Origin of the sequence: Pseudomonas sp. 3MA1, from assembly GCF_029237275.1 — a bacterium.
Taxonomy (GTDB): Bacteria; Pseudomonadota; Gammaproteobacteria; order Pseudomonadales; family Pseudomonadaceae; genus Aquipseudomonas; species Aquipseudomonas fluorescens_AP.
Genome location: NZ_JAACFX010000001.1, coordinates 936,767 through 963,028, shown reverse-complemented (window position 1 = coordinate 963,028; position 26,262 = coordinate 936,767). Strand labels below are relative to the sequence as shown.

22 protein-coding genes are annotated in these 26,262 nt (G+C 61.4%); 7 read left to right on the top strand and 15 right to left on the bottom strand.

What is annotated here, in order from left to right:
• The first annotated feature begins 6 nt into the window (after window positions 1–6).
• Window positions 7–573 carry a CsiV family protein gene (locus tag GWQ44_RS04550; RefSeq protein ID WP_047302998.1) on the top strand — a complete coding sequence of 189 codons (567 nt, stop codon included), beginning with the start codon at window positions 7–9 and terminating at the stop codon, window positions 571–573.
• A gap of 11 nt (window positions 574–584) precedes the next feature.
• Complete coding sequence (locus GWQ44_RS04545; protein WP_275926716.1) at window positions 585–3,275, top strand: DEAD/DEAH box helicase; 2,691 nt, start codon at window positions 585–587, stop codon at window positions 3,273–3,275.
• Between the two features lie 52 nt (window positions 3,276–3,327).
• Here the strand turns inward: GWQ44_RS04545 and nagZ are convergent, their stop codons facing one another.
• Entirely contained in the window at window positions 3,328–4,326 is a 999-nt protein-coding gene (nagZ, locus tag GWQ44_RS04540; protein WP_177435171.1) for a beta-N-acetylhexosaminidase, read from the bottom strand.
• Window positions 4,327–4,527: 201 nt separating this feature from the next.
• A complete protein-coding gene (locus GWQ44_RS04535; protein WP_016967101.1) occupies window positions 4,528–5,235 on the bottom strand; it encodes a TetR/AcrR family transcriptional regulator in 708 nt (235 codons plus the stop codon).
• Between the two features lie 251 nt (window positions 5,236–5,486).
• Between GWQ44_RS04535 and lexA the strand changes: the two genes are divergently transcribed.
• Both lexA and sulA read left to right on the top strand, forming a co-directional pair.
• A complete protein-coding gene (gene lexA, locus GWQ44_RS04530; RefSeq protein ID WP_047302992.1) occupies window positions 5,487–6,092 on the top strand; it encodes a transcriptional repressor LexA in 606 nt (201 codons plus the stop codon).
• A 10-nt stretch (window positions 6,093–6,102) separates the two neighbouring features.
• Window positions 6,103–6,576 carry an SOS-induced cell division inhibitor SulA gene (gene sulA, locus GWQ44_RS04525; RefSeq protein WP_016967103.1) on the top strand — a complete coding sequence of 158 codons (474 nt, stop codon included), beginning with the start codon at window positions 6,103–6,105 and terminating at the stop codon, window positions 6,574–6,576.
• Window positions 6,577–6,683: 107 nt separating this feature from the next.
• Here sulA and GWQ44_RS04520 read toward each other — a convergent pair whose 3' ends face one another.
• From GWQ44_RS04520 to GWQ44_RS04475, 10 genes are all read right to left on the bottom strand, one after another.
• Window positions 6,684–6,917, bottom strand: a complete 234-nt coding sequence (locus GWQ44_RS04520; RefSeq protein WP_011060267.1) for a hypothetical protein — start codon at window positions 6,915–6,917, stop codon at window positions 6,684–6,686.
• A gap of 158 nt (window positions 6,918–7,075) precedes the next feature.
• A complete protein-coding gene (locus tag GWQ44_RS04515; protein WP_047302988.1) occupies window positions 7,076–7,633 on the bottom strand; it encodes a LemA family protein in 558 nt (185 codons plus the stop codon).
• Window positions 7,634–7,636: 3 nt separating this feature from the next.
• Window positions 7,637–8,653: a hypothetical protein gene (locus tag GWQ44_RS04510; RefSeq protein WP_275926715.1), complete on the bottom strand. Its 1,017-nt coding sequence runs from the start codon at window positions 8,651–8,653 to the stop codon at window positions 7,637–7,639.
• A complete protein-coding gene (locus GWQ44_RS04505) occupies window positions 8,653–9,687 on the bottom strand; it encodes a hypothetical protein (RefSeq protein WP_275926714.1) in 1,035 nt (344 codons plus the stop codon). Before GWQ44_RS04505 ends, GWQ44_RS04510 begins: the two co-directional genes overlap by 1 nt.
• A 50-nt stretch (window positions 9,688–9,737) precedes the next feature.
• Complete coding sequence (locus GWQ44_RS04500; RefSeq protein ID WP_275926713.1) at window positions 9,738–10,262, bottom strand: DUF6586 family protein; 525 nt, start codon at window positions 10,260–10,262, stop codon at window positions 9,738–9,740.
• Window positions 10,263–10,427: 165 nt separating this feature from the next.
• Complete coding sequence (gene topA, locus GWQ44_RS04495) at window positions 10,428–13,040, bottom strand: type I DNA topoisomerase (RefSeq protein ID WP_275926712.1); 2,613 nt, start codon at window positions 13,038–13,040, stop codon at window positions 10,428–10,430.
• 114 nt (window positions 13,041–13,154) lie between these two features.
• The gene (locus GWQ44_RS04490; protein WP_019093731.1) at window positions 13,155–13,391 is read right to left on the bottom strand and encodes a DUF1653 domain-containing protein; all 237 of its coding nucleotides are present in this window, start codon (window positions 13,389–13,391) and stop codon (window positions 13,155–13,157) included.
• Window positions 13,392–13,490: 99 nt separating this feature from the next.
• Window positions 13,491–14,666, bottom strand: a complete 1,176-nt coding sequence (gene fadA / locus GWQ44_RS04485) for an acetyl-CoA C-acyltransferase FadA (protein ID WP_275926711.1) — start codon at window positions 14,664–14,666, stop codon at window positions 13,491–13,493.
• Window positions 14,667–14,694: 28 nt separating this feature from the next.
• The gene (gene fadB / locus GWQ44_RS04480) at window positions 14,695–16,842 is read right to left on the bottom strand and encodes a fatty acid oxidation complex subunit alpha FadB (protein ID WP_275926710.1); all 2,148 of its coding nucleotides are present in this window, start codon (window positions 16,840–16,842) and stop codon (window positions 14,695–14,697) included.
• 557 nt (window positions 16,843–17,399) lie between these two features.
• On the bottom strand, window positions 17,400–17,837 hold the full coding sequence (locus tag GWQ44_RS04475; RefSeq protein WP_047302977.1) for a hypothetical protein: 438 nt from the start codon (window positions 17,835–17,837) through the stop codon (window positions 17,400–17,402).
• 101 nt (window positions 17,838–17,938) lie between these two features.
• Between GWQ44_RS04475 and GWQ44_RS04470 the strand changes: the two genes are divergently transcribed.
• On the top strand, window positions 17,939–18,376 hold the full coding sequence (locus GWQ44_RS04470; protein ID WP_016964862.1) for a universal stress protein: 438 nt from the start codon (window positions 17,939–17,941) through the stop codon (window positions 18,374–18,376).
• Window positions 18,377–18,462: 86 nt separating this feature from the next.
• On the opposite strand, the gene GWQ44_RS04465 is transcribed toward GWQ44_RS04470, so the two are convergent.
• A complete protein-coding gene (locus GWQ44_RS04465; RefSeq protein ID WP_103741352.1) occupies window positions 18,463–20,385 on the bottom strand; it encodes an ATP-binding cassette domain-containing protein in 1,923 nt (640 codons plus the stop codon).
• Between the two features lie 213 nt (window positions 20,386–20,598).
• Between GWQ44_RS04465 and GWQ44_RS04460 the strand changes: the two genes are divergently transcribed.
• Window positions 20,599–22,527 (top strand): transglycosylase SLT domain-containing protein, encoded by a 1,929-nt coding sequence (locus tag GWQ44_RS04460; protein WP_275926709.1) that lies wholly within the window; start codon window positions 20,599–20,601, stop codon window positions 22,525–22,527.
• Window positions 22,528–22,663: 136 nt separating this feature from the next.
• Here GWQ44_RS04460 and GWQ44_RS04455 read toward each other — a convergent pair whose 3' ends face one another.
• Window positions 22,664–24,442, bottom strand: coding sequence for an ABC transporter transmembrane domain-containing protein (locus GWQ44_RS04455; protein ID WP_275926708.1), 1,779 nt, complete (start codon window positions 24,440–24,442; stop codon window positions 22,664–22,666).
• Window positions 24,443–24,701: 259 nt separating this feature from the next.
• On the opposite strand from GWQ44_RS04455, the gene GWQ44_RS04450 reads away from it, so the two are divergent.
• On the top strand, window positions 24,702–24,881 hold the full coding sequence (locus GWQ44_RS04450) for a PA1571 family protein (protein ID WP_011060254.1): 180 nt from the start codon (window positions 24,702–24,704) through the stop codon (window positions 24,879–24,881).
• Window positions 24,882–24,956: 75 nt separating this feature from the next.
• On the opposite strand, the gene pdxB is transcribed toward GWQ44_RS04450, so the two are convergent.
• Window positions 24,957–26,099 carry a 4-phosphoerythronate dehydrogenase PdxB gene (gene pdxB, locus GWQ44_RS04445; RefSeq protein WP_275926707.1) on the bottom strand — a complete coding sequence of 381 codons (1,143 nt, stop codon included), beginning with the start codon at window positions 26,097–26,099 and terminating at the stop codon, window positions 24,957–24,959.
• Between the last annotated feature and the right edge of the window lie 163 nt (window positions 26,100–26,262).

Sequence of the window (26,262 nt, the reverse complement as noted above, 5' to 3'; positions counted from 1 at the left end):
CGCCCCATGCGCCTGTTCCGCTCCCTGACCCTGCTCCTGACCCTGGTCGCGCCCATGGCGTTTGCCGACGATCTGTACCAGGTGGAAATGATCCTTGTCCGGCAGAACGCCGAGCCGCAGATCATAAGCCGCGCCGCTCCGGAAGACTGGGCCGCCGGCGCTCAACGCCTGAGCCCCGACAGCCAGCGCACGCCCGCCCTGGGCGGGATCGTCGACAAGCTCAACGCCAGTGGCAACTACAGCGTGCTGCTGCACAAGGCCTGGCAGCAGACCCTGGGGGAAACCCCGGTCAAGGTGGCCCTCAGCGACGGCCCGGAACTGTTCGGCCAGTTCCCCATCGAAGGCACCCTGAACCTCAAGCTGGGGCGTTTCACCGATGTGGACGCGGATTTCTGGATCAACCAGATCGACAGCAATGGCCTGGTCACCCGCAGCGAACGCCTGAAACAGCAAAGCCACACCAAGAACGGCCAGCTCAACTACCTGGACAACGGCCATCTGGCCCTGCTGATCAAGATCACCTCGCTCACCGCACCGGCACCCCGTCCCGCTCCAACTGAAATACCGGACTGATCGAAGTCCCTATGAGTCCGCCCCTGACCAAACCCCTGGCCCCGTCCTGGGTCAACCGCTTCAAGGAACAAACCTTGGAGCGCGGCCGGCGTTATGCCCTGGAAAAGCGCGTGCGCATCGTCAGCGCCGCAGACAGCGCTATCAACGCCAGTTGCGAGGGCTCCGGTGGCAATGTCTACCGGCAAAGCATCAACCTGCGCGAGTCGAGCAAGGGCAACCTGCTGCTGATCGACACCCATTGCACCTGCCCGGTACGCAGCAACTGCAAACATGTGGTCGCGGTCTTGCTGCAAGTGGAAGAAACCCTGGCCTACCCGGCGGCGGCCAAAGACGCCGAACTGTTGGAGAAACTCTCTGCCGTGCTCGACAGCCGGCGGCCCGCCGCCCTGCCCCAGGTGCTGCTGGAGGACGTGCGCCCAGTGCCGCGCCTGTGGCTGGCGAGCATCGAGTTCAGCGCCTTCGAGCCGCGCAACGGCAAGATGCAGCGCTACATCCAGCACCGTGCCGCGCTGTCGTTCAACTACCAGGGCGAGTACGTCAGCGGCCAGAAAAATGCCGATGTGATCATCCGCCAGGAACACCAGAGCCTGCGCATCAAGCGCCAGCCAGAACTGGAGCAAGGCTGGCGCGAACAGTTGCGCAGCCTGGGCTTCAAGATCGCCACGCGGCAGAGCAAGGCCCTGCCGGAAAGCGCCGGCGAACTGTTCGAGATGGTCAACGACAGCGCCTGGCTGACCTTCACCCTCAATGAACTGCCCAAGTTGCGCAGCCAGGATTGGGAACTGCAGATCGACGATGGCTTCGGCTTCGACCTGACCGCGGTGGACGACTGGTATGCCAGTGTCGACGAAGCCCCCGGGCGCGACTGGTTCGACCTGGAGCTGGGGATCATCGTCAACGGCGAGCGCCTGAGCCTGCTGCCGATCCTGCTCAACCTGATGCGCTCCCACACCGAGATCCTCAACCCGGAACGCCTGGCCAAGCGCCGCGACGACGAGCTGATCCTGGTGAACATTCCCAATCGCCCCAACTCCTTGCACGGCCCGCTGCAAGTGGCGCTGCCCTACGGCCGCCTGAAGCCGGTGCTGGCGACCCTGGGCGAGTTCTACCTGCAGGAACCCGGCGAAACCACCCTGCGCCTGAGCAGCGCCGACGCTACCCGGCTCAACCCGCTGCAAGAGCTGCCGCTGCTCTGGGAAGGCGGCGAGCATATACGCACCTTCGCCCAGCGCCTGCGGGACATCCGCGACTACTCGGCGCCAGCGCCGCAAGGCCTGAATGCCACGCTGCGCCCCTACCAGCTGGAGGGCCTGAGCTGGATGCAATCCCTGCGTCAGCTGGAAGTGGGCGGCATCCTCGCCGACGACATGGGCCTGGGCAAGACCCTGCAGACCCTGGCGCACATCCTCAGCGAGAAGAATGCCGGCCGCCTGGATCGGCCGTGCATGGTGGTGATGCCCACCAGCCTGATTCCCAACTGGCTGGACGAGGCCGCGCACTTCACCCCGCAACTCAAGGTTCTGGCGCTGTATGGCGCGGGGCGCAAGAAACACTTCGCGCAACTGGCCGATTACGACCTGCTGCTGACCACCTACGCCCTGCTGCCCAAGGATGTCGAGCTGCTGGCCGCGCAGCCCTTGCACGTGCTGATCCTCGACGAGGCGCAGTACATCAAGAACCCGTCGAGCAAGGCCGCCCAAGCCGCCCGCGAACTCAACGCCCGACAGCGCCTGTGTCTGTCCGGCACGCCCCTGGAAAACCACCTGGGAGAGCTCTGGTCACTGTTCCATTTCCTGTTGCCAGGCTGGCTTGGCGATGCCAAGAGCTTCAACCGCGACTACCGGGTGCCGATCGAAAAGCACGCCAGCGAAGTGCGTCTGCAACACCTCAACGGCCGGATCAAACCCTTCCTGCTGCGCCGCACCAAGGAGCAAGTGGCCACTGAGCTGCCGCCCAAGACCGAGATCATCCATTGGGTCGAACTCAACGAGGCGCAACGGGACGTCTACGAAACCATGCGCCTGGCCATGGACAAGAAGGTCCGCGACGAAATCACCCGCAAGGGCGTGGCCCGCAGCCAGATCATCATCCTCGAAGCCCTGCTCAAACTGCGCCAGGTGTGCTGCGACCTGCGCCTGGTCAACGACTCGCCACCGGCGCGCGGCAGTTCCTCGGGCAAGCTCGACAGCCTGATGGAGATGCTGGAGGAACTGTTTGAAGAAGGCCGGCGCATTCTGCTGTTTTCCCAGTTCACCTCGATGCTGGGCCTGATCGAGGCTGAACTGAAACGACGCAACATTGCCTACGCCCTGCTCACCGGCCAGACCCGGGATCGGCGCACGCCGGTGCGGGATTTCCAGAGCGGCAAGCTGCAGATCTTCCTGATCAGCCTCAAGGCCGGTGGCGTGGGCCTGAATCTGACCGAGGCCGACACCGTGATCCACTACGATCCGTGGTGGAACCCGGCGACCGAGAGCCAGGCCACCGACCGCGCCTACCGCATTGGCCAGGAAAAGCCGGTATTCGTCTACAAGCTGATCGCCCGCGGCACCGTGGAAGAGAAGATCCAGCACCTGCAACAGGAGAAATCGGACCTGGCGGCAGGCGTACTGGATGGACGCAAGGCCGGCGACTGGAAGCTGCAGAGCGAAGACATCGAAGCCCTGTTCGCGCCCTTGCCGGACAACAAAACCGGCCGCTGAGGCCAGTCAATGCACGGGCACCGCGCAACTCGCGGTGCCGGGCCAAACCACCTCAATCGATCAACTGGGCGGCCTTCAGCGCTTCCAGAGCCGCGAGCCAGCGCGGGTCCTGCTTGTATTCGAGATTGGCGAACGCCTGACCGCGCATCCGGGCCAGGCGTGGCGACGGCTGCACCTTCAAGCGCTGCGCGGCGCTCAAGGCCAGCTCGGCCGCGGCGCGGTCGTTGCACACCAGCCCCATGTCACAACCAGCCGCCAGGGCCGCCTCGATCCGGCTTGCCGCATCGCCGACGACATGGGCGCCGGCCATGGACAGGTCGTCACTGAAGATGACCCCATCGAACTGCAACTCGCCACGCAGAATGTCCTGCAGCCAGCGTCGGGAGAAACCGGCCGGCTGGGGGTCGACCTGCGGATAGATCACATGGGCCGGCATTACTGCCGCCAACTGCTTGCTCAAGCGGGCGAACGGCAGCAGGTCCTTGGCGCGGATCTCGTCCAGGCTGCGCTCGTCATTGGGAATCGCCACATGGGAATCGGCCTCGGCCCAGCCATGTCCAGGGAAATGCTTGCCGGTCGCCGCCATCCCGGCGCTGTTCATGCCGCGGATAAAGGCACCGGCCAACAGCGCCGCGCGCTCCGGATCACCTTCGAACGCCCGGCTGCCCACCACCGCGCTGCGCTGGTGATCCAGATCCAGGACCGGGGCAAAGCTCAGGTCCAGGCCCACCGCCAGGACCTCGGTGGCCATGATCCAGCCGCACTGCTCGGCCAGGAACTCGGCATTCGGGTTGTCGGCCAGGGCGCGCATCGCCGGCAGACGGACAAAACCCTGACGCAATCGCTGCACCCGGCCTCCTTCCTGATCCACCGCCAGCAGCAGGTCCGGGCGGATGGCCCGGATCGCCGCGCTGAGCTCGCGCACCTGGCGTGGGTGCTCGATATTCCGAGCGAAAATGATCAGCCCGCCCACTTGCGGCTGACGCAGGAGTTGGCGATCTTCAGCCGTCAGCCAGGTACCGGCGACGTCCACCATCAAGGAGCCTTGCAGGCCAGCGGTCATAACATTTCCTTAGACACGAATGCGCACGCCATCGACGATGGCCCCCGCAAGACGCAGGACCAAGCCTCATCCGCAACGGACGCAACCGGGCCAATCAACGTCAACAAGGGGAAGGCACAGGGGTAAAAAAACAGAGTCGGCATGGGCGGCTAGCTTAGCGGATGCAAGCTGTCGCGCCCACCCGTGAGGTCAAGCCTTGGCGACTGCCGGGGCTGATTTGCTGCGGGGCTTGAGCTGGGCGCTGGCCATGGCTTCATCGGTGACGCCGGTTTCGGCGCGCATACCGGCGGCGAGGAACGGCACCATCAGCCGCATCACTTGCTCAATGGAGGTGTTGACCCCGAAATCGGTTTCGGCAATGGCCCGCAACGCCTTGATTCCGGACATGCTGAACGCCGCCGCACCCAGCATGAAATGCACGCGCCAGAACAGTTCTATGGGCGGAATACGCGGTGCCGCCTCGTTGACCAGCAGCATGTAGCGGCGAAACACCTTGCCGTACATGTCTTCCAGATAACGCCGCAAATGCCCTTGGCTCTGGCTGAAAGCCAGACCCAGCAGACGCATGAAAATCGACAGGTCGTTGCCGCTGCGTGGCTGCACCACCAGCGCCTGCTCGACAAGGATTTCCAGTAGCTCTTCCAGGCTCGGCTTGCTGTCCGGCTTGGACTGACGCCGCTCCAGCTCACGATCGAGACTGATGCAGAAAGGCCCGAGGAAGCGCGAGAACACAGCCTGGATCAGGGCTTTCTTGGAACCGAAATGATAGTTGACCGCTGCCAGGTTGACCCCGGCCTTGCTGGTAATCAGCCGCAACGAGGTTTCGGCAAAACCTTTTTCCGCGAACAACTGCTCGGCAGCATCGAGAATGCGTTCAACGGTTTCCGACTGGGCCATGGCTACTCCGCCTGACAAACACTTGTTTGAAACATACGTTTCAGGCTCGCCAATGTCAAGCCTGCCAGCCTCTGCGAAGGCCGTCCGGCGCGCTATTTAATCATACCTGCCGCGGTCTGTAGCCAGCCTTGAGCAGTGGATTGCTACCCCGGAATGACAACCGCCCGACCGACCACGGTAAATGGAGGATTGCCAAGCGACGTTCACTGTATATAATCCCAGTCACTGTATAAAAAGACAGAGCGATCGACATGCTAAAACTGACGCCACGCCAAGCTGAGATTCTGGCTTTTATCAAACGCTGCCTTGAAGACAACGGCTATCCGCCCACCCGCGCCGAGATCGCCCAGGAGCTGGGCTTCAAGTCGCCCAACGCCGCCGAAGAACACCTCAAGGCCCTGGCCCGCAAAGGCGCCATCGAGATGACCCCGGGAGCCTCCCGCGGCATCCGCATCCCTGGCTTCGAAGCCAAGTCCGACGACTCGCTGCCCATCATCGGTCGCGTTGCCGCTGGCGCCCCCATCCTGGCCCAGCAGCACATCGAAGAATCCTGCAACATCAATCCGACCTTCTTCCATCCTCGCGCCGACTACCTGCTTCGGGTCAACGGCATGAGCATGAAGGACATCGGCATCTTCGACGGCGACCTGCTGGCAGTGCATACCACCCGCGAGGCCCGCAACGGCCAGGTGGTGGTGGCGCGCATCGGCGATGAAGTCACGGTCAAGCGCTTCAAGCGCGAAGGCAGCAAAGTCTGGCTGATCGCCGAAAACCCTGATTTCGCCCCCATCGAAGTCAACCTGAAAGATCAGGAGCTGGTGATCGAAGGCTTGAGTGTCGGCGTCATTCGCCGCTAAAGGAGGCTCCATGCAGTTCCCTCATACACCACAGCAAGCCCAACTGCCGTTGTTTGAAGCGTTCCTGGCCCAGCCCTTGGCGCCTGCGCTCAAAGAAGCGGTCGAGTCGCCCTGGAATAAAGACCCAGAGGCTTTCAGCGAACTGTCGTTACGCGGCGCCGCCGGGAACTGCCTGAACCTCCTGGCACCCATTCTCAGAGAGTTGAGCCAGGAGCAGGACGCACGATGGCTGACTTTGATCGCCCCACCCTCAAGCCTGACCCAAAGCTGGCTACGGGATGCCGGCCTGAATCGCGAACGTATCCTGCTGCTTCACCCCCGGGGCTCTCAGAGCCCACAACAGCTGGCTTGCGAGGCCCTGCGCCTGGGGCGCAGTCATACCGTGGTCAGTTGGCTGAATCCACTGAGCGCTAGCGCACGGCAACAGTTGATCAGCGCCGCACGCACGGGAGATGCGCAAAGCCTGAATATTCGCCTGGGATAAACACCGGGAAATCGCTACACAATGCGCTTGAAAAGCACGAGGCTTCTCCAGGATTGAGAAGCCGAAATAAATATGACGAGCAACCGGAAGAAAACCGATAAACGGGCTTAGTGAAGAACCCGCGGGCCGTCTTCCTTATCGATTTCACCTTCTACCAGGCGTCCGGCCATCTGCACACCGACGCTCAACATGGCCTTGGCCACCTCAACATGCTGACCTTGCAAAAAGGCTTTGGCATCCTCGGAGAAATCCAAAGTAACCAGAGAACCCTCGTCCTCAGCTCTGCGCAGCTCGATACGGCCGTCTGGCAACTCGACAATTTCTAGAAAGGACGTTGGCATAAAGGTCTGGTCTCCACGAAAGGCCGGGATTATATCAGTCATCACTCCCGCCTCGCTCAGGATCTTGCACCCGACCTGGCGCTCTTCAACAGGCATGAGCCCCTGCCCTGCTTAAGAATTGCGGCGCTCCAGCCCTCAAAACTCCGTGCCAGCCCAGCTCAGAAATTCGGTTTGTATTCAAAACCCGCCGAAGCCTGGCTGTCGGAAAAAGGGGTGATCAGCGACTTGTTCAAGCTCAATCGATTAATCAAGGAACCGGGAAACATCTGAATGGAGTTGTTGAACTGCTCCACATTCAGGTTGAACAGGGTAATGGCTCCGCCGATATTGCCTTCCTGCTCCGCAACCTCACGCATCAGGTTGCTCAACAACGTAACGGACTTGAGGTCCGGATAGGCCTCAAACGCCAGGTTCAAGCCCCCCAGCAGGGCTTTGCTGCCCTCGTCGACCGACTTCAACGCATCGCCATCTGCAGCAGATGGCAAGCTGCCAATCGCGCTACGCAACCCAACGATCCTCTCCAGCAGTTGGCTTTCATAAGCCTGAAAACCGGCCACTTGCGGCTCCAGCAGATCCAGTACCTTGATGCGCTGCCGCTGGTAGGCAAGCACGTCCGACCAGGCTCGCTGGGCGCGGTTGTATGCGCTGACAATCTTGTTGTAGTGCACATAGGCCAGAACGCCCAAGGCAATCGCAATGACCAACAACAACTCCATACCCTATTGCTCCATTTCATCAGCGACCTTCATCGGAAGGTCGAAATTGTTGTCGTGCAATTCCGCCAGCTCATGCACCAGGGCCAGCACCGGAAACAGACCAGGCAACTCCAGCCCCCGCTCGATATTGGCGTAGAAGCCCGATAAGTCCTCAAAGGTTCCCGGATCCTTGTAGGCCATGACCTCGGCATCGTCGAAGCTCAGGCACAGACGCCCCTCATTGGAAAACTCCAGGTTCACCTTCTTCAACTGCCGGCAAAGCCTCAGTAAAAAAGCCAGGGTAGTGGGGGTCGCGAACTTGGCACAGGCCAGCTCGCTGTCACCGGTGAAATTGAAGGCTCTGTTGAAATCATCAGAAGTGGTCTCGAAGACTTTACGTTTTGTGCGCTTTTTATTCGGCCGATCACTGCACACCATCACACCGGTGACCCAGGGAAAGTCCACCACCAGGCTGAAGCGATCGAAGCTCTCGTAAACCCGCTCACTTTCGCCATCGGATTTGGATTTGTAGTGGGAATTCACATAACGCAAGTGGTGGAAGACAAAAGGCAACTGATGCCGCGCGCCCTGGTAGGTTCCCCCGGCGGAGTCGACGATGCGGCGGCTGTCGTTACCGCGCTCATAGTCCTCGAACTCGCCGCTCAGTTGGGTGAAACGCTCTTCGGCGGTTCCACCGGGATCGCAAAGACCGTTACTGAGGAATGAACATTTACGGGCGATCTTCTTTGGCAACTCATCAAAAGCGGCTTTACGACTCATCCAGATCATCAGACTGGCAAAGCCGAAGCATGCCGCGATGAACCACATCACCACCACGCCTGCCATGGCCGGGATCGCCGAAACAATCGCCAGCATCACCAGCATCAGGGGCTGGGCATGATCGAACTGCAACCCGCCCTTGAAGGATTGGAGCCGGCCGATGACCTGCAACAGATCCTCGTTGGTCTTGGCCCGCGCCACCTCGGCGTTGCAAGTGGCCAGTAATTGGACCAACTCGGCATCGTGCTTGAGAAACTGCATCATTCTTCCTTGATCAACTCGCTGGATTCCAAAACCTGCGGAACGACAGCATGACCGTCGTGCTCCTGGGCCAGCTGCTCTATCAGCTCCAACAGCGGATATAACTTGGGCAACTCGATGCCAGCCTCGATCCGCGCGCGAAAGACCGCCAGATCACTCAGCAACCCCGGATCGACGTGGGCCATGATGTCTTCGTTATTGAAGCTCAGGCAGAGTCGTCTCTGGCTGGAGAACTCCAGATTGACCCCATGGAGCTGGCGCGAAAGGTCCATCAGCAAGTCCAGCGTCGCAGGCGTGGCAAAATGCTCACAACTGGCGGGGTCAATGCCGCGCAGCACAAAGATCTGATTGAAATCCTCGCGTTCGGTCTTGAAAGGCTGTCCCGACAGCGCTACTTCCAAGGGGCTGGATCGAAGCGCAATCTCTGTCACCCAGGGAAAATCCACCACCAGACTGTAGCGCTGGTAGTTGGTGTAAACCGTCTTGAGGTCTCCACCGGCCCCGCGCTCGCAACTGGAGATCACATATCGCAGCTGGTGATACTCGAATGCCAGCGAATGTCGCTTTCCTCGATACACCCCCTGGAGCGAGTCCAGGATACGGCGCCGCTCACTCTCACTGCCCCGCCGGTAATCGGTGAACTCGCTGTCCAGTCTCTTCAGGCGCCAATCGGCACTACTGTCGGATTCACTCAAGTCGTTGCAAAACATCATGCACTTGCGGGTGATACTCGCCGCCAGATCCGTCAACGCCCCAGAGACGCCTTTGCGGACCCGATAGCTTAAGAAACACAAAGCCACAAACACCCAGAACATGCCGCCCATGCCATCCATCAACAGCGCAGTCGCGAGTGCGGCAAACGCCAGCACCAGCAGCGTTATTGACTGCACATGGTCAAACTCCAGGCCGCCAGGGAATATCTCCAGCCGGTCGAGCACCGCCAGCAGATCCGCCCTGGACCGGGCATTGATGACTCGCATCTGGCAATCGCTGAGCAGGCGAACCAGCGCCTGGTCACGCAAGAAGAACAACATGCATCTTCCTTGATCAATTAAACGCGCCGCGCATCAAGCGACGCTCAGGCTCAACACTCGTTCAAGCCATCTCGAAAACGAATGGCCAGGGACTTGAGGTTCTGCCGCCAGCTTTCCAGCTCTTCTCGACTCAGTTCCGGCTCCGGCTCCTGCTCGTCCAGATTGACCGCCATGATCAGCGGCTGGGTCACGTCGCCCTTGGGTTTGTGCGGCGCTCGTGGCGGTTGAAACAGCTCGCTGTAAGCAAGCAGCAGTTGCGCGAGCCAGGTCTGCGGGCTCTGCGCCAATTCCACCAGCTCCGCCAGCTCGGGAATGGCAATGCTGTCCAGTACTTCACGGCTGAGGATCTGCTCGACCCGCGCAGCATTGGCCTGCGGCAGCCGATAGAACCCGGCAATTTCATGGCATAGCCCCAGCAAGGCACCGTACAGGTGGAAAAGCACCGACTCGCGCCCCGCCTGGACCTGCGCCTGGGCATTCATCGCCCGCCCCTCTTCGGCCCGAGCCAGGGTCTCGAGCGCCAGGCCGGCAAAGTAGATTTTCTGATTGGTGCGGGTATAGAGCTCGTGGGCCATGTAGGCAGCCTCCACTACAAGAACAGAACCGGATGCGGGTGGCACAGTTTCAAGGATCACTCCCGCGCACCGCAAGGCAAAAGAAAGGCCGCATGACTCCCAACGGAATCATGCGGCCCTGTACCGCGCCATATCGAGGAGCAAGCCCCTCGACACAGACAGTGCTTAGCGCTTGTCTTCGACCTTCCAGGTGCCACCGTCGTAGAACGCGCGCCAGCCGGTCGGCTTGCCATCAACCTCGGTCTGCACGTACTGCTCCTTGGTCTTGCGGCTATAGCGCACCACGGCCGGACGACCGTCCGGGTCCTTTTTCGGCGCTTCGCAAAGGAAGTGGTACTTCGGATCAATTTCGTCCTTGTGCGGGATCAGCTCCAGCACCAGCGGCGCCCGGGTTTCACGGTTTTTCGGGAACTGACTGGCGGCCAGGAACAGACCCGAAGCACCATCGCGCAGGATGTAAGTGTCGTTGACCTTTTCGCACTTGAGCTCAGGCATCTTCACCGGATCCATCTTCGGCGGCGCCGCATCACCGCTTTTCAGCAGCTTGCGGGTGTTCTTGCAAGTGGCGTTGGTGCAACCGAAGAACTTGCCGAAACGGCCGGTCTTGAGCTGCATCTCGCTGCCGCACTTGTCGCACTCCAGGCTCGGACCCTCATAGCCCTTGATCCGGTAGCTGCCTTCTTCGATCTCGTAGCCGGCGCAATCCGGGTTGTTGCCGCAGATGTGCAGCTTGCGCTTTTCATCCAGCAGGTACGCATCCATTGCCGTGCTGCAGATCGGGCAACGGTGCTTGCCGCGCAGGACCAGGGATTCCGATTCGCCCTCGTCATCGGCGGCGATCTCGTCGCCCGGCACCAGGTTGACGGTGGCCTTGCAGCGTTCCTTCGGAGGCAGGCTGTAGCCCGAACAACCCAGGAACACGCCGGTGGAAGCGGTACGAATCTGCATCGGCCGACCGCAGGTCAGGCACGGAATGTCGGTCATCACCGGCTGGTTGGCACGCATGCCGCTTTCGGCGCCTTCGGCCACTTCGAGCTTCTTCTTGAAGTCGCCGTAGAACTCGTCGAGGACGTTCTTCCAGTCGCGCTCGCCCTGGGCCACGTCATCGAGGTTCTCTTCCATGCCGGCGGTGAAGCCGTAGTCCATGAGGTTGGAGAAGCTTTCGGAGAGACGCTCGGTGACGATGTCACCCATCTTTTCCGAATAGAAGCGACGGTTGTGCAGGGTTACGTAGCCGCGATCCTGAATGGTGGAAATGATCGCCGCATAGGTCGAAGGACGACCGATGCCGCGTTTTTCCATTTCCTTCACCAGGCTGGCTTCGGAGTAGCGCGCCGGCGGCTTGGTGAAGTGCTGGCTTGGGTCGAGCTTGATCAGCTTCAGCACTTCGCCCTGCGCCATGTCTGGCAGCACATCGTCATCACCTGGCTTGCTGATCTGCGGCATGACCCGGGTGTAGCCGTCGAACTTGAGGATACGGCCCTTGGCACGCAGCTCGAAGTCGCCAGCGGCCACGCTGACGGTAGTGGACAGGTATTGCGCCGGCAGCATCTGGCAGGCAACGAACTGGCGCCAGATCAGCTCGTAGAGCCGCTCAGCGTCACGTTCCATGCCCGACAGCTTGCTTGGATGGGTGTTCACGTCGGACGGACGAATCGCTTCGTGCGCCTCCTGGGCCCCTTCCTTGCTGCTGTAGACGTTGGGCGAGGCCGGCAGGTACTTGTTGCCGAACTCGTCTTCGATATAGGTCCGCGCCATCGCCACGGCATCAGCCGAGAGGTTGGTGGAGTCGGTACGCATGTAGGTGATGTAGCCGGCTTCATACAGACGCTGGGCCATCATCATGGTCTTCTTCACCCCGAAGCCCAGGCGGTTGCTCGCGGCCTGCTGCAGGGTGGAGGTAATAAATGGCGCCGACGGCTTGCTGCTGGTGGGCTTGTCTTCACGCTTGGCGACGCTGTAGGCCGAGGCCTTGAGCTTTTCCAGGGCAGCCATGGCCTGGGTTTCATTGAGCGGCTTGAAGGCTTCACCGTTCTCGCGAGCCACTTCAAAGCGCACCTTCGAGCCCTTGGCGGTGCCCAGGTCCGCGTGGACTTCCCAGTACTCTTCCGGAATGAAGGCGCGAATCTCACGCTCGCGCTCCACCACCAGCTTCACCGCTACCGACTGCACACGACCGGCGGACAGGCCACGGGCAATCTTCGCCCACAGCAGCGGCGAGACCATGTAGCCCACCACGCGGTCAAGAAAGCGCCGGGCCTGCTGCGCGTTGACCCGATGAATGTCCAGCTCGCCGGGCTGGGAGAAGGCTTCCTGGATCGCCTTCTTGGTGATTTCGTTGAACACCACGCGCTTGTAGCGGCTGTCGTCACCGCCGATGGCTTCGCGCAGGTGCCAGGCGATGGCTTCCCCTTCGCGGTCCAAGTCCGTTGCCAGATAGATGGTGTCGGCATCCTTGGCAAGGCGGCGCAGCTCTTCGATGACCTTTTCCTTGCCAGGCAGGATTTCGTACTTGGCCTTCCAGCCGTGCTCGGGGTCGACGCCCATGCGCGACACCAGCTGCTTGCGCGCTTTTTCCTTCGGCGACAGGGCCGGAGCTTCACCCGCAGCGGCCGTGCCACGCTTGGCGGCTGGCTCTTTGGCGGCACTGGCCGAACCGCTGGTGGGCAGGTCTCGGATATGGCCGATACTCGACTTCACCACGTATTGGTTGCCCAAGTACTTGTTGATGGTCTTGGCCTTAGCCGGGGATTCCACAATGACCAGCGATTTGCCCATGGATCGGAAAATTCCTGAATTCGAGAAGAGAAAGGCGGTTGGCGCCTGACGCGGCCCCGCTATATATAGTGGCAACAAGGTGAGGTCAAGCGCAGGGTACTGCGCGACCGGCACTTATGCCGGTGAAAAAAGACTGGGTTCGGCCTGCACCAAAGCAAAGCGTGGGACCTGCTCGCCGTCAACTTCGACCGACTCCAGGAACATGCTCAAGGGGCGCACCCAAAAACCGTAATCCCCATACAGGGCTTGGTAGAACACCACTTCTTCTTCCGTTTCCGAGTGCCGCGCCACGCTGAAAACGCGGTACTGCGGCCCCTTGTAATGCTGATAGAGCCCGGGTTGTAACTGCATGCTCTGGCCCTCGTGCAATTCTTTTCAAAATAAAAACAAACACATCTTCAGAAAAACAAAAACCGGGGCACAGGGCCCCGGCTTCCATCCACCCAACGCTTAAACGCGTTCGAAGACGGTCGAGATGCCCTGGCCAAGGCCGATGCACATGGTGGACACACCGAAGGTGCCGCCATTCTGCTTCATGACGTTGAGCAGGGTCCCGGAGATACGCGCACCGGAGCAACCGAACGGGTGACCCAAGGCGATCGCGCCGCCGTGCAGGTTAACCTTCTCATTCATCTTGTCGAGCACTTTCAGATCTTTCAGCACTGGCAGGGCCTGTGCGGCGAAAGCTTCGTTGAGCTCGAAGAAGTCGATGTCGTTGATGCCCAGGCCCGCACGCTTCAGGGCTTTCTGCGTGGCCGGTACTGGACCATAGCCCATGATCGCAGGGTCCACACCCGCCACGGCCATGGAACGGATCACCGCCATCGGCTGGATGCCCAGATCCTGAGCCCGCTGGGCCGACATCACGATCATGCACGAGGCGCCATCGGTGATCTGCGACGAAGTACCGGCAGTCACGGTGCCACCCTTGGGGTTGAACGCCGGCTTCAAGGCCGCCAGGCTTTCCAGGGTGGTTTCGGGACGAATGGTTTCGTCGTAGTCGAACAGTTTCAGGAAACCGTTCTCGTCGTAGCCCTGCATCGGGATGATTTCGTCCTTGAACTTGCCTTCCACGGTCGCCTTGTGGGCGAGCTGGTGGGAACGCAAGCCAAAGGCGTCCTGCTGTTCGCGGGTGATGCCGTGCATCTTGCCCAGCATTTCGGCAGTCAGGCCCATCATGCCCGAGGCTTTGGCCGCGTACAGGGACATGTGCGGGTTCGGATCGACACCGTGCATCATGCTTACGTGGCCCATGTGCTCGACGCCGCCCACGACGAATACGTCACCGTTGCCGGTCATGATCGCCTGCGCTGCAGTGTGCAGGGCGCTCATGGACGAACCGCACAGACGGCTGACAGTCTGGCCAGCCGAAGTGTGGGGGATCTGGGTCATCAGCGACGCCATGCGCGCGATGTTCCAGCCTTGCTCCAGGGTCTGGTTGACGCAGCCCCAGATCACGTCCTCGACTTCCGCCGGGTCGACCTTGGTGTTGCGCTCCAGCAGTTTGCTGATCAGGCGCGCCGACATGTCTTCGGCGCGGGTGTTGCGGTGCATGCCGCCCTTGGAGCGGCCCATCGGAGTACGACCGAAGTCGACAATCACGACGTCTCTAGGATTCAAGCTCATATGTTCACTCTCGCTCTAGTGTGGGCGCTTAACCGAAGAAGCTCTGGCCGTTCTTGGCCATTTCACGCAGCTTCGCGGTCGGGTGGTACAGCGCGCCCAGATCGGCGTACTGGTCGGCCAGGGCAACGAACTCGGCAACACCGATGGAATCGATGTAGCGCAGTGCACCGCCACGGAATGGAGGGAAACCAATACCGTAGACCAGGCCCATGTCCGCTTCGGCAGCGGTTTCGACGATGCCGTCTTCCAGGCAACGAACGGTTTCCAGGCACAGCGGGATCATCATCCAGTTGATGATGTCTTCGTCGGTGACTTCACGCTGCTCGTAGACAATCGGCTTGAGCACTTCCAGCACCGACGGATCGGCGACCTTCTTCTGCTTGCCCTTCTTGTCGGTTTCGTAGGCGTAGAAGCCCTTGCCGTTCTTCTGACCCAGGCGCTTGGCCTCGTAAAGCACGTCCACGGCCGAGCGACGGTCGTCCTTCATGCGATCCGGGAAGCCTTCAGCCATGACGTCGCGACCGTGGTGACCGGTGTCGATGCCGACCACGTCCATCAGGTACGCCGGGCCCATGGGCCAGCCGAATTTCTCCATGATCTTGTCGATGCGCACGAAATCCACACCGGCGCTGACCAGCTTGGCGAAGCCGCCGAAGTACGGGAACAGCACGCGGTTGACCAAAAAGCCCGGGCAGTCGTTGACCACAATCGGGTTCTTGCCCATTTTCTTGGCGTAGGCAACGGTGGTGGCAACGGCCAGCTCGCTGGACTTCTCGCCACGGATCACTTCCACCAGCGGCATCATGTGCACCGGGTTGAAGAAGTGCATGCCGACGAAGTTTTCCGGACGCTTGAGGGCCTTGGCCAGCAGGCTGATGGAAATGGTCGAGGTGTTGGACGCCAGGATGGTGTCCTCCTTGACCTGGCCTTCCACTTCGGCCAGCACGATCTGCTTGACCTTGGGGTTTTCGACCACGGCTTCGACCACCAGGTCGACGTTGCCGAAGTCACCGTAGGACAGGGTCGGACGAATGCCGTTGAGCACTTCAGCCATCTTCGCGGCGGTCATGCGGCCTTTATCAACGCGGCCTACCAGCAGTTTCGCGGCTTCCGCCAGCCCCTGCTCGATGCCGTGCTCGTTGATGTCCTTCATCAGGATCGGCGTGCCCTTGGACGCCGACTGGTAGGCAATGCCGCCACCCATGATGCCGGCGCCGAGTACGGCGGCCTGCTTCACGTCCTTGGCGATCTCGTCGTAGGCCTTGGCCTTTCTCTTCAGTTCCTGATCGTTGAGGAACAAGCCGATCAGGCTTTGTGCGGCCGAAGTCTTGGCCAGTTTGACGAAGCCTGCAGCTTCCACTTCCAGGGCTTTGTCGCGACCAAAGTTGGCGGCCTTCTGGATGGTCTTGATCGCCTCGACCGGTGCCGGGTAGTTCGGGCCGGCCTGGCCGGCCACGAAACCCTTGGCGGTTTCGAAAGCCATCATCTGCTCAATGGCGTTGAGCTTGAGCTTTTCCAGCTTCGGCTGACGCTTGGCCTTGTAGTCGAACTCGCCGGAAATGGCGCGCTTGACCAGGGCCAGAGCGGCATCCTTGAGCTTCTCGGGAGCAACCACAGCGTCCACGGCACCGACTTTCAGCGCGTCTTCAGCACGGTTTTCCTTGCCGGCGGCAATCCACTCGATGGCGTTGTCGGCACCGATCAGGCGCGGCAGGCGCACGGTGCCGCCGAAGCCCGGGTAGATACCCAGCTTGACTTCCGGCAGGCCGATCTTGGCGCTGGCGGCCATGACGCGGTAATCCGCTGCCAGGCACATTTCCAGACCGCCACCCAGGGCGATGCCATTGATCGCGGCAACGGTCGGCACATTGAGGTCTTCGAAATCGCTGAAGATCTTGTTGGCTTCGAGGTTGCCAGCCACCAGTTCGGCATCCGGCAGCTTGAAGTTATCGACAAACTCGGTGATGTCGGCGCCGACGATGAACACGTCCTTGCCACTGCTGACGATCACGCCCTTGATCGAAGCATCTGCCTTGATGGTGTCAACAGCCTGACGCAATTCATTCAGGGTTAGACGGTTGAACTTGTTGACGGACTCACCCTTGAGGTCGAAATTCAATTCGACGATGCCACTTTCAAGAGCCTTAACCGTGATGGCTTTACCTTCGTAAATCATCAACTGATCTCCACGATATGGAAGCTGAACAGTACACGTCGGACGCTGACTTCTGGCTTGGCACTAACGTCTCCGTCGATGCTAACGCCAATCCGCCAGGCACACCCGCCAACGCGATAGTCGGGATTCTGTATAGAGCTGCCTGCGATGCAAACGCTCATTTCATACGCCCGTTTGATTTGGGTACGCCACATTCAGGGAAAATCCGACAATTGTCAATCGTACAAAACACGGTTTGAAACGCGACTTTGCGGTCACTGCACTGCTCCCCGGACGATCAACACGGCACTGCATTCAAGGCCATTCATAGGATCAATATTTAGAAAAATCGCCCTAAATCCCCCGGCCTCCAAGAGCAAGCACGACTAAGCTGGGGATATATCTGAAGAAATGACCAGAAAACATTTATCGAATATCGCCACCGCCCAGACAGCAAAAAGCCACCCGAAGGTGGCTCCAACCCGATTACCGGCCTGCCTGGCCATCCCGCCCGATGCTGAGTCGGGCTTTTTATTGCCCAGCGCACAGGCCCACCCTGGGCGCTCTCTTCCAAGGCTTCAGGCCAAGGCCTTGAGCACCGAGGCGATACTTTCCAGGACACTGACCTCGCCACGCTCGTTCCAGTACAGCGCTATCAACTGCTTGTCCGCCTCAACCTTGAACACCCCGGACGGCAATGTTTGCAGGTGCTTGAGCAGCGACTCGTCGACACAGGGCTCGCGCCACTGGTTGACCCAGCAACCGGGGGCTGTCTGCCAGTAGCTCCAGCAGGCCGATTGCGCGCTGCGCCGCGGGCGGTGGTACTGCGGGCACGGATTGGGAGGTTCCTGACCCAGCCAGTGCGGCCACTCCTGAGGCGCCAGCTGCATGGCCAGGCCCATGCGTCGCGCCTCCATGCGCAAGGCAATCAGGCCGCTCTGGCGGCGCGAAGGACGCAACCACGCCAGCGGGCTCAGAACCACCGCAAGGATTGACACCACTATCCAGACCGTCATATCAGTACTCTCGATTTTTTGATGAGCGGGGCCTGGGCGAAACCAACCCGCTTGAAAGCAGCCATACTTGAAGCTATTGCAATCCTCAGGAGGAGCACCTCATGTCCTACCACCATATTCTGGTCGCCGTAGATCTAACCGAAGAGTGCGATCCTGTTATCCACCGCGCTCGCGAGCTGTCGGTGAGCAATGGGGCCAAGCTGTCCCTGGTGCATATCGTCGAGCCCATGGCCATGGCCTTCGGCGGTGATGTCCCCATGGATCTTTCGCAACTGCAACAGCAACAGTTCGACCAGGCCAGGGAGCGCCTGGACCGGCTGATCCACAAGTATCCGGAGCTGACCAAGGAATACAGTCACCTGACCTATGGACAACCGCGCCAGGAAATTCACCATCTGGCCAAGGAACAGGAATGCGACCTGATCGTGGTCGGCAGCCATGGCCGCCACGGCCTGGCGCTGTTGCTGGGCTCCACCGCCAATGACGTTCTCCACGGCGCGCCTTGTGACGTGCTGGCGGTGCACCTGGTCAAGCGCTGAATACACCCCTCCGGCCGCCAGCACGCCAGCGGCCTCGACAAAAAGCCCGACTCTGAAGTCGGGCTTTTTCATTACTCAGCGATCATTCAGGCATCCAGCTCGGCCCAGCGCTCGACCATCTGCTCCAGCTCGGCATTCAACTGCTCCAGCCGGGCGATGACCGCGGCGGTTTCCGCCACCGGACGCTGATAGAAACCGGCATCGGCCATTTCCGCCTCGACCCCGGCAATCTGCTGTTCCATCGCTTCGATCTGTCCCGGCAACGCCTCAAGCTCGCGCTGCAGCTTGTAGCTGAGCTTCTTCTTCGCCGCCGGAGCCTCCTGCACCGGGGCCGGGGCCGCGGCTTGCACCGGCGCAACCACGGCGGAATTCAGCTCGGCCTTGCCGGACTTGTTCTCGGTCACGCCCAGCAACCGTGGCGAACCGCCCTGACGCAACCAATCCTGATAACCGCCAACGTATTCGCGAACCTTGCCTTCGCCTTCAAACACCAGGGTGCTGGTCACCACGTTGTCGAGGAAAGCCCGGTCGTGGCTGACCATCAGTACCGTGCCCTGGAAGGTCAGCAGCACTTCTTCCAGCAGTTCGAGGGTTTCCACATCCAGGTCGTTGGTCGGTTCGTCGAGGACCAGCAGGTTGGCCGGCTTGCTGAACAGCTTGGCCAGCAACAGACGGGCACGCTCACCGCCAGACAACGCCTTGACCGGCGTGCGAGCACGTTGCGGGCTGAACAGGAAGTCACCGAGGTAGCTCAGCACGTGACGGCTCTGGCCATCGATCTCGATAAAGTCGCGACCCTCGGCGACGTTGTCGATCACGGTCTTTTCCAGGTCCAACTGGTGGCGCAACTGGTCGAAGTAGGCCACGTCGATCCGTGTGCCCTCTTCCACCTTGCCGCTGCTGGGCACCAGGCCACCGAGCATCAGCTTGAGCAAGGTGGTCTTGCCGGTGCCGTTGGCGCCCAAGAGGCCGATGCGGTCGCCGCGCTGCAGGACCATGGAGAAGTCCTTGACCAGGAACGGACCACCCGGGTGAGCGAAGCTGACGTTCTCCAGCACCATCACCTGCTTGCCGGACTTGTCGGCGGTTTCCAGCTGGATATTGGCCTTGCCGGTACGCTCGCGACGCTCGCTGCGCTCCACGCGCAGCGCCTTGAGCGCCCGCACGCGGCCTTCGTTACGGGTGCGCCGGGCCTTGATGCCCTGGCGAATCCACACTTCTTCCTGGGCCAGGCGCTTGTCGAACAGCGCGTTGGCGGTTTCTTCCGCCGCCAGCATGGCTTCCTTGTGCACCAGGAAGCTGGCGTAGTCGCCGTTCCAGTCGATCAGGCCGCCGCGGTCCAGTTCGAGGATGCGCGTGGCCAGGTTCTGCAGGAAGGAACGGTCGTGGGTAATAAAGAGCACCGCGCCCTGGAAATCCTTCAGCGCCTCTTCCAGCCAGGCAATGGCGCCGATGTCCAGGTGGTTGGTCGGTTCGTCGAGCAGCAGCAGATCCGGCTCGGACACCAGGGCCTGGGCCAGCAGTACGCGCCGACGCCAGCCGCCGGACAACTCGGCGAGGGTCTTGTCGGCCGGCAGCTGCAGACGGCTCAGGGTGCTGTCCACCAGTTGCTGCAGGCGCCAGCCGTCACGGGCTTCGAGGTCGTGCTGGACGTGCATCAGCTTTTCCAGATCAGCGTCGGTGACGATGTTCTGGCTCAGGTGGTGGTACTGGGCCAGCAGCTCACCGACACCGTCCAGGCCCTGGGCAACCACGTCGAACACGGTCCGCTCGTCGGCCACCGGCAATTCCTGGGGCAACTCGCCGATCTTCAGACCGGGTGCGCGCCATACGGAGCCGTCATCGGGCTTCTGATCGCCCTTGACCAGCTTCATCATGCTGGATTTGCCAGTACCGTTACGGCCGATGATGCACACCCGCTCACCACGGGCGATCTGCCAGGACACCTTGTCCAACAACGGCATGGCGCCGAAAGCAAGGGACACATCGCTGAATTTGAGCAGGGTCATGTTCTTCTCCAAAAACCGGGCGCGCATTCTACCTGACTTGAGCCCGCAGAAGGCCGGCTATTTCGCCGCCGGCCACCCCCGAGGCACTTTTGTTGCCAACTGATGCCGAGGGTTCGGCAAAGCTTTCACCGGTTGCTGGCAAAAGGCTAAGCTAGTGAGCAATCAGTGTTGGCCTTGTCGGCACTTGTCATGATTTCTCTGCCCGGATGTCTCATGCGCAGTCGCCTTTTCAGTGTTTTATCTTGCCTGCTTCTCACCGCCGCAGCCGTCCAATCCGCCCAGGCGGCAGACCTGACTCTACAACGCCAGTATTACGATGAAGCCAAGCGCGCCCTGGCCAAGGGTGATTCCGGCCCCTACTTCCGTTACGCCGATGCACTGCGCGACTACCCGTTGGAACCCTACCTGGCCTACGACGAACTGACCGCCCGGCTGAAATCCGCCAGCAACGCCGAGATCGAGAAATTCCTCGCCGAACATGGCGATCTGCCCCAGGCCAACTGGATGAAACTGCGCTGGTTGCGCTGGCTGGCCGAACGCGGCGATTGGGCGACCTTCACCCAGTACTACGACCCAAAACTCAATTTCACCGAGCTGGACTGCCTCAACGGCCAGTACCAGCTGGGACACAATCTCAAGGCCGAAGGCTACGCCGCCACCGAAAAGCTCTGGCTGACCGGCAAATCCCAACCGGCCGCTTGTGACGCCTTGTTCGCGCAATGGGCCGCTGAAGGCCAGCTGACCGAACAAAAACGCTGGCAACGGGCCAAACTGGCGGCCGAAGCCCGCAACTATCCTCTGGCCAACAGCCTGGTGAAGAGCATGACCACCCTGGCGCCCCAGGGCCGTTTGCTGGTGGACGTGGCGCAAAAACCCGAACTGCTGGGCCAGCCCTCGCGCTTCCAGCCGGCCGACGAGGCCATGTCCGACGTGGTCGGCCTGGGTCTGCGCCGACTGGCACGCCAGGATCCGGACAAGGCCATGGCCCTGCTGGACGGCTATGCCAGCAGCATGCACTTCTCCCGTGACGAAAAAGTGGCGATTGCCCGCGAAATCGGCCTGACCCTGGCCCGCCGCTTCGACAGCCGCGCCCTGGACGTGATGACCAAGTACGACCCGGAGCTGCGCGACAACACCGTCTCCGAATGGCGCCTGCGCCTGCTGTTGCGCCTGGCACGCTGGGAGGATGCCTATCAGTTGACCCGCAAGCTGCCTCAGGACCTGGCCAGTACCAACCGCTGGCGCTACTGGCAGGCTCGCAGCCTGGAACTGGCCCAGCCGCAAAACCCTCAGGCCCAGGTGCTGTTCAAGGGGCTGGCCCGGGAGCGGGACTTCTATGGCTTTCTTGCCGCCGATCACGCCAAGGCACCCTATCAGTTGAACAACCAACCGCTGATGCTGAGCCAGGCGGTGATCAACAAAGTCCGCAATACCCCGGGCGTGCGTCGCGCCCTGGAATTTCATGCCCGGGGCCAGATCGTCGACGGTCGCCGCGAGTGGTACCACGTCAGCCGGCACTTCAACCGTGACGAAATGGTGGCCCAGGCCAGGCTGGCCTACGACCTGAAGTGGTACTTCCCGGCCATCCGCACCATCAGCCAGGCCCAATACTGGGATGACCTGGACATCCGCTTCCCCATGGCTCACCGCGACACCCTGGTGCGCGAAGCCAAGGTCCGCGGCCTGCATTCGAGCTGGGTGTTCGCCATCACCCGCCAGGAAAGCGCCTTCATGGACGACGCCCGCTCCCACGTCGGCGCCAGCGGCCTGATGCAACTGATGCCCGGCACCGCCAAGGAAACCGCGCGCAAGTTCAGCATCCCCCTGGCCTCGCCCCAGCAAGTGCTGGACCCGGACAAGAACATCCAACTGGGCGCCGCCTACCTGAGCCAGGTGCACAGCCAGTTCAACGGCAACCGGGTGCTGGCCTCGGCGGCCTACAACGCCGGTCCCGGACGGGTGCGCCAATGGCTCAAGGGCGCCGACCACCTGAGTTTCGATGTCTGGGTGGAAAGCATTCCTTTCGACGAAACCCGCCAGTATGTGCAGAACGTGCTGTCTTACTCGGTGATCTATGGCCAGAAGCTCAACTCACCGCAACCGCTGGTGGACTGGCATGAGCGCTACTTCGACGATCAGTGAAACCCGGCCCTCCACAAGCCCGCAGCGATGCGGGCTTTTTATTGGGCCCTCACCTAGGGCAGAAGCTGGCTTGCCAGCGACCAAGCCTTCGCACTCGGCGCCAGGTTGATGGACGCTTTCGCCGGCAAGCCGGCTCCTACACAGAGGCCGGCGGGCCCTCGTTGAATTGCAGGGCCGCCAATCGCGCATACAGCGGACTGTTGGCGATCAGTTGCTGATGAGTCCCCACCGCCACCAGCTTGCCCTGATCCATGACCGCGATGCGGTCGGCATTCTTCACCGTGGCCAGGCGATGGGCAATCACCAGGGTGGTGCGGTCCTTCATCAGACTGGGCAACGCCTGCTGAATCAGATGTTCACTCTGCGCATCCAGGGCGCTGGTGGCCTCGTCCAGCAACAGGATCGGCGCGTCCACCAACAACGCCCGGGCTATTGCCAGGCGTTGCCGCTGGCCGCCGGAAAGCCCCATACCGCCGTCTCCCAGATGGGTCCGGTAGCCATCGGGCATCTGCTCGATGAACTCGTGGGCGTAGGCGATCTTCGCCGCATCCTGAACCTCGGCCAGGGTCGCGTCAGGCTTGCCGTAGCGGATGTTCTCTTCGATGCTGCCGTAGAACAGCGCCGGGTTCTGCGACACCAGGGCAAAACAGCGGCGCAGATCCTGCGGATCGAGCTGGGTCAGGGGGACGCCGTCCAGCAGTATCCGCCCCCGCTGGGGATCATAGAAACGCAGCAACAGGTCGTAGAGCGTGGATTTTCCCGCTCCCGAAGGCCCCACCAGCGCCAGGGTTTCCCCGGCCCGCACCGTCAGAGTCAAACCGTCGACGGCATAGCGATCCGGCCGCGACGGGTAGGCAAACCCCAGATCCTCCAGTTGCAGATCGCCACGCACCCGCGCCGGCAGGCTCACCAGGCCGCTGCTAGGCGGCTGGATGCTGCTGTCCGCCCGCAGCAATTCGGCAATGCGTTCCGCCGCCCCCGCGGCCCGCTGCAACTCGCCAATCACTTCACTCAAGGTGCCGAAGGCACTGCCGACGATCAGGCTGTAGAAGACGAACGCTGCCAGCTCACCGCCGGAAATGCGCCCGGCAATGACATCCATGCCACCCACCCAGAGCATTACCCCCACCGCTCCCAGGACCAGGACGATCACCAGGGTAATCAGCCAGGCACGCTGGACGATGCGCTTGCGCGCCGTATCGAAGGCTTCTTCCACCGTCACGGCGAAACGCCGCTCGTCCTGGGCCTGGTGGTTATAGGCCTGGACCGTCTTGATCTGGCCCAGGGTTTCCGAGACGTAGCTGCCGACATCGGCGATCCGGTCCTGGCTCAGGCGCGACAGGCTGCGGACCCGGCGACCGAAGATCAGAATCGGCGCCAGCACCAGAGGCAGGGCGATGACCACGATGCTGGTGAGCTTGGGGTTGGTGACAAACAGCAAGACAATGCCTCCCAGCACCATCAGCGCATTGCGCAGGAACAACGACAGCGAGGAGCCGATCACCGACTGCAGCAAAGTGGTGTCCGCCGTCAGCCGCGACTGGATCTCCGAACTGCGGTTGTTCTCGTAGAACCCGGGGTGCAGGTAGATCAAGTGATTGAACACCTGGCGCCGGATGTCCGCCACACAGCGCTCGCCGATCCACGACACCAGGTAGAAACGCACAAAGGTGCCCACCGCCAGGGCCAGGACCAGCAGCAGGAACAGGCCAATGGACTGATTCAGCAAGTGCGGCGACTGGGTCATGAACCCCTGGTCCACCAGCAGGCGGATGCCCTGCCCCATGGACAGGGTAATGCCGGCAGTGACGATCAACGCCAGCAAGGCGCCCAGCGCCTGCCAACGGTAGGGAGCGATAAAGCGGCTGGCCAGATGCAGCGCCCGGCGGTGACGAGAAGAGAGCATGCAGTTCATCCATTGACGCACCGGCGACTGATCCGCTGCAGCGGCGGCAACGAGATGAATTCGCAGGAACTTTGCTAAATCACAATGAGTCAGGTTGATTATGACCGCTGACACTAGAGCCTAGAGATTATCGGTCTAATCTGTGGCTGGCACTCCCTGGACATTTCTGGTGGAGTGAAGTGGCCGGGCCAGTCCCTGCAGCGGTCTGTAACAGCTTGGTCACCCGGCCATTCTAAAGTAAGCACACAACCTGATGAGGAGACAGGCCATGTCCTTGCAACACAGCAGCAATGACAAGATTCAAGTGATCCGTACCCAGCCAAACCAGTCTCTAGGGTGTGCCATCATCGACGCTCAGGGTCGCGAAGTACCTATTACTGAAGACATGATCCAGAACGCCTGCCGCGAACTGGAAAAGCGACTGGTCAAGCCTGCTCGGCAAGATTGACACACAGCCTCACGTCCTCTTGACCCGGCCTTGCGGCCGGGTTTTTTATGCCCGCACCTTATAGGTTGAACGGGCTCAGACTTGGCTGGCCCCCAGGGCCCGGACGATCCGGCTCAGCACCGGCGACTCGCCTTGAATCCGCACTTGCAGGCCATCAATTTCGCGGCGCTCCGGGTAATGCTTGCGCAGGCCATCGAAGGCGGCGCGCTGCTGAGCGACATCATCCACCAGACTGCGGCGAAAATCCGCATCATCACGACGCGGGTCGTACACCGCCCGGCAGATCATCGCCAGGGCCCAGGCCGGGTCGGCATTGGCATTGAGGCTCACTTGCGGCACCCAGGGCGCCGGCAGCAAGCTGGCCAGGCTGACCTGTTCCGCCTGCCCGAGAAAACGGCAATAGGCCTGGTAGATCTGTGCCGTGCCACGCTGCTTGCCGTCCAGGCTGTAACCGGCGATATGCGGCGTGGCCAACACGCACAGGTCCGCCAGCTCGCGGTCCACGGTCGGCTCCTCTTCCCAGACATCCAGCACCGCCTGCAAATCCTCACGCTGCAGCAGCACTTCACGCAGCGCCTGGTTATCCACCACTGGGCCACGGGCCGCGTTGATCAGCCAGGTGCCCTGCTTGAGCCGGTTCAGGCGCTGCCGATCCAGCAGGTGCCAGGTGGCATGCTCGCCGTGCCGGGTCAGTGGCGTGTGCAGGCTGATGACGTCGCAACGCTCGATCAACTGCTCCAGGCTGACGTAGTCGCCGCCTTCCGCCGCCTGGCGTTGCGGGTCGCAGACCAGTACCTGCCAGCCCAGGCCACGCAGGACCTTGATCAAGCGCCCACCGACCTCGCCGGCCCCCACCACGCCGTAACAGCGTTGAGTCAGGTCCGCCCCTTCGATCTCGGCCAGGGTCAACAGGCTGCCCAGCACATAGTCCACCACGCCACGGGCATTGCAGCCCGGGGCGCTGGACCAACTGATTCCCGCTTGCTGAAAGTAGTCCAGGTCCAGGTGATCGGTACCAATGGTGCAGGTGCCGACAAAACGCACGGGGCTGCCTTCGAGCAATTGGCGATCAACCTGGGTCACCGAGCGCACCAGCAGCACGTCCGCCTGCTCCACAGTCGCCCGATCGATGGCGCGCCCGGGGAAACGCCGGATCTCCCCGAAGCCGGCAAAGAACTCTTCAATCAGGGGAATATTTTCGTCGGCAACAATCAACATGGCAGGCTCCTCGTGCGGAGCCGCAGTGTAGGCGCAGATGCCAGGGCGAGCCAGCACCGCTTGAAGCCCAGAGCCCAGATGCAGCGCGGGCGCCCTTACAAATCCACAACACTGGATGTTTTCCTGACCTCGATGTCAACGCGTAGACTGTCGCGTCCTGCGC

Excerpts from the sequence above, each read along its gene's own strand:
- GWQ44_RS04490 (WP_019093731.1), bottom strand. The coding sequence starts at position 13,391 with ATGCAGTTACAACCCGGGCTCTATCAGCATTACAAGGGGCCGCAGTAC.
- GWQ44_RS04460 (WP_275926709.1), top strand. The coding sequence starts at position 20,599 with ATGCGCAGTCGCCTTTTCAGTGTTTTATCTTGCCTGCTTCTCACCGCC.
- GWQ44_RS04545 (WP_275926716.1), top strand. The coding sequence starts at position 585 with ATGAGTCCGCCCCTGACCAAACCCCTGGCCCCGTCCTGGGTCAACCGC.
- pdxB (WP_275926707.1), bottom strand. The coding sequence starts at position 26,099 with ATGTTGATTGTTGCCGACGAAAATATTCCCCTGATTGAAGAGTTCTTT.
- GWQ44_RS04520 (WP_011060267.1), bottom strand. The coding sequence starts at position 6,917 with ATGCCAACGTCCTTTCTAGAAATTGTCGAGTTGCCAGACGGCCGTATC.
- GWQ44_RS04475 (WP_047302977.1), bottom strand. The coding sequence starts at position 17,837 with ATGACGGTCTGGATAGTGGTGTCAATCCTTGCGGTGGTTCTGAGCCCG.
- fadB (WP_275926710.1), bottom strand. The coding sequence starts at position 16,842 with ATGATTTACGAAGGTAAAGCCATCACGGTTAAGGCTCTTGAAAGTGGC.
- GWQ44_RS04505 (WP_275926714.1), bottom strand. The coding sequence starts at position 9,687 with ATGTTGTTCTTCTTGCGTGACCAGGCGCTGGTTCGCCTGCTCAGCGAT.
- fadA (WP_275926711.1), bottom strand. The coding sequence starts at position 14,666 with ATGAGCTTGAATCCTAGAGACGTCGTGATTGTCGACTTCGGTCGTACT.
- GWQ44_RS04500 (WP_275926713.1), bottom strand. The coding sequence starts at position 10,262 with ATGGCCCACGAGCTCTATACCCGCACCAATCAGAAAATCTACTTTGCC.
- topA (WP_275926712.1), bottom strand. The coding sequence starts at position 13,040 with ATGGGCAAATCGCTGGTCATTGTGGAATCCCCGGCTAAGGCCAAGACC.
- GWQ44_RS04515 (WP_047302988.1), bottom strand. The coding sequence starts at position 7,633 with ATGGAGTTGTTGTTGGTCATTGCGATTGCCTTGGGCGTTCTGGCCTAT.
- GWQ44_RS04550 (WP_047302998.1), top strand. The coding sequence starts at position 7 with ATGCGCCTGTTCCGCTCCCTGACCCTGCTCCTGACCCTGGTCGCGCCC.
- GWQ44_RS04510 (WP_275926715.1), bottom strand. The coding sequence starts at position 8,653 with ATGCAGTTTCTCAAGCACGATGCCGAGTTGGTCCAATTACTGGCCACT.
- GWQ44_RS04470 (WP_016964862.1), top strand. The coding sequence starts at position 17,939 with ATGTCCTACCACCATATTCTGGTCGCCGTAGATCTAACCGAAGAGTGC.
- lexA (WP_047302992.1), top strand. The coding sequence starts at position 5,487 with ATGCTAAAACTGACGCCACGCCAAGCTGAGATTCTGGCTTTTATCAAA.
- GWQ44_RS04535 (WP_016967101.1), bottom strand. The coding sequence starts at position 5,235 with ATGGCCCAGTCGGAAACCGTTGAACGCATTCTCGATGCTGCCGAGCAG.
- GWQ44_RS04450 (WP_011060254.1), top strand. The coding sequence starts at position 24,702 with ATGTCCTTGCAACACAGCAGCAATGACAAGATTCAAGTGATCCGTACC.
- GWQ44_RS04455 (WP_275926708.1), bottom strand. The coding sequence starts at position 24,442 with ATGAACTGCATGCTCTCTTCTCGTCACCGCCGGGCGCTGCATCTGGCC.
- GWQ44_RS04465 (WP_103741352.1), bottom strand. The coding sequence starts at position 20,385 with ATGACCCTGCTCAAATTCAGCGATGTGTCCCTTGCTTTCGGCGCCATG.
- sulA (WP_016967103.1), top strand. The coding sequence starts at position 6,103 with ATGCAGTTCCCTCATACACCACAGCAAGCCCAACTGCCGTTGTTTGAA.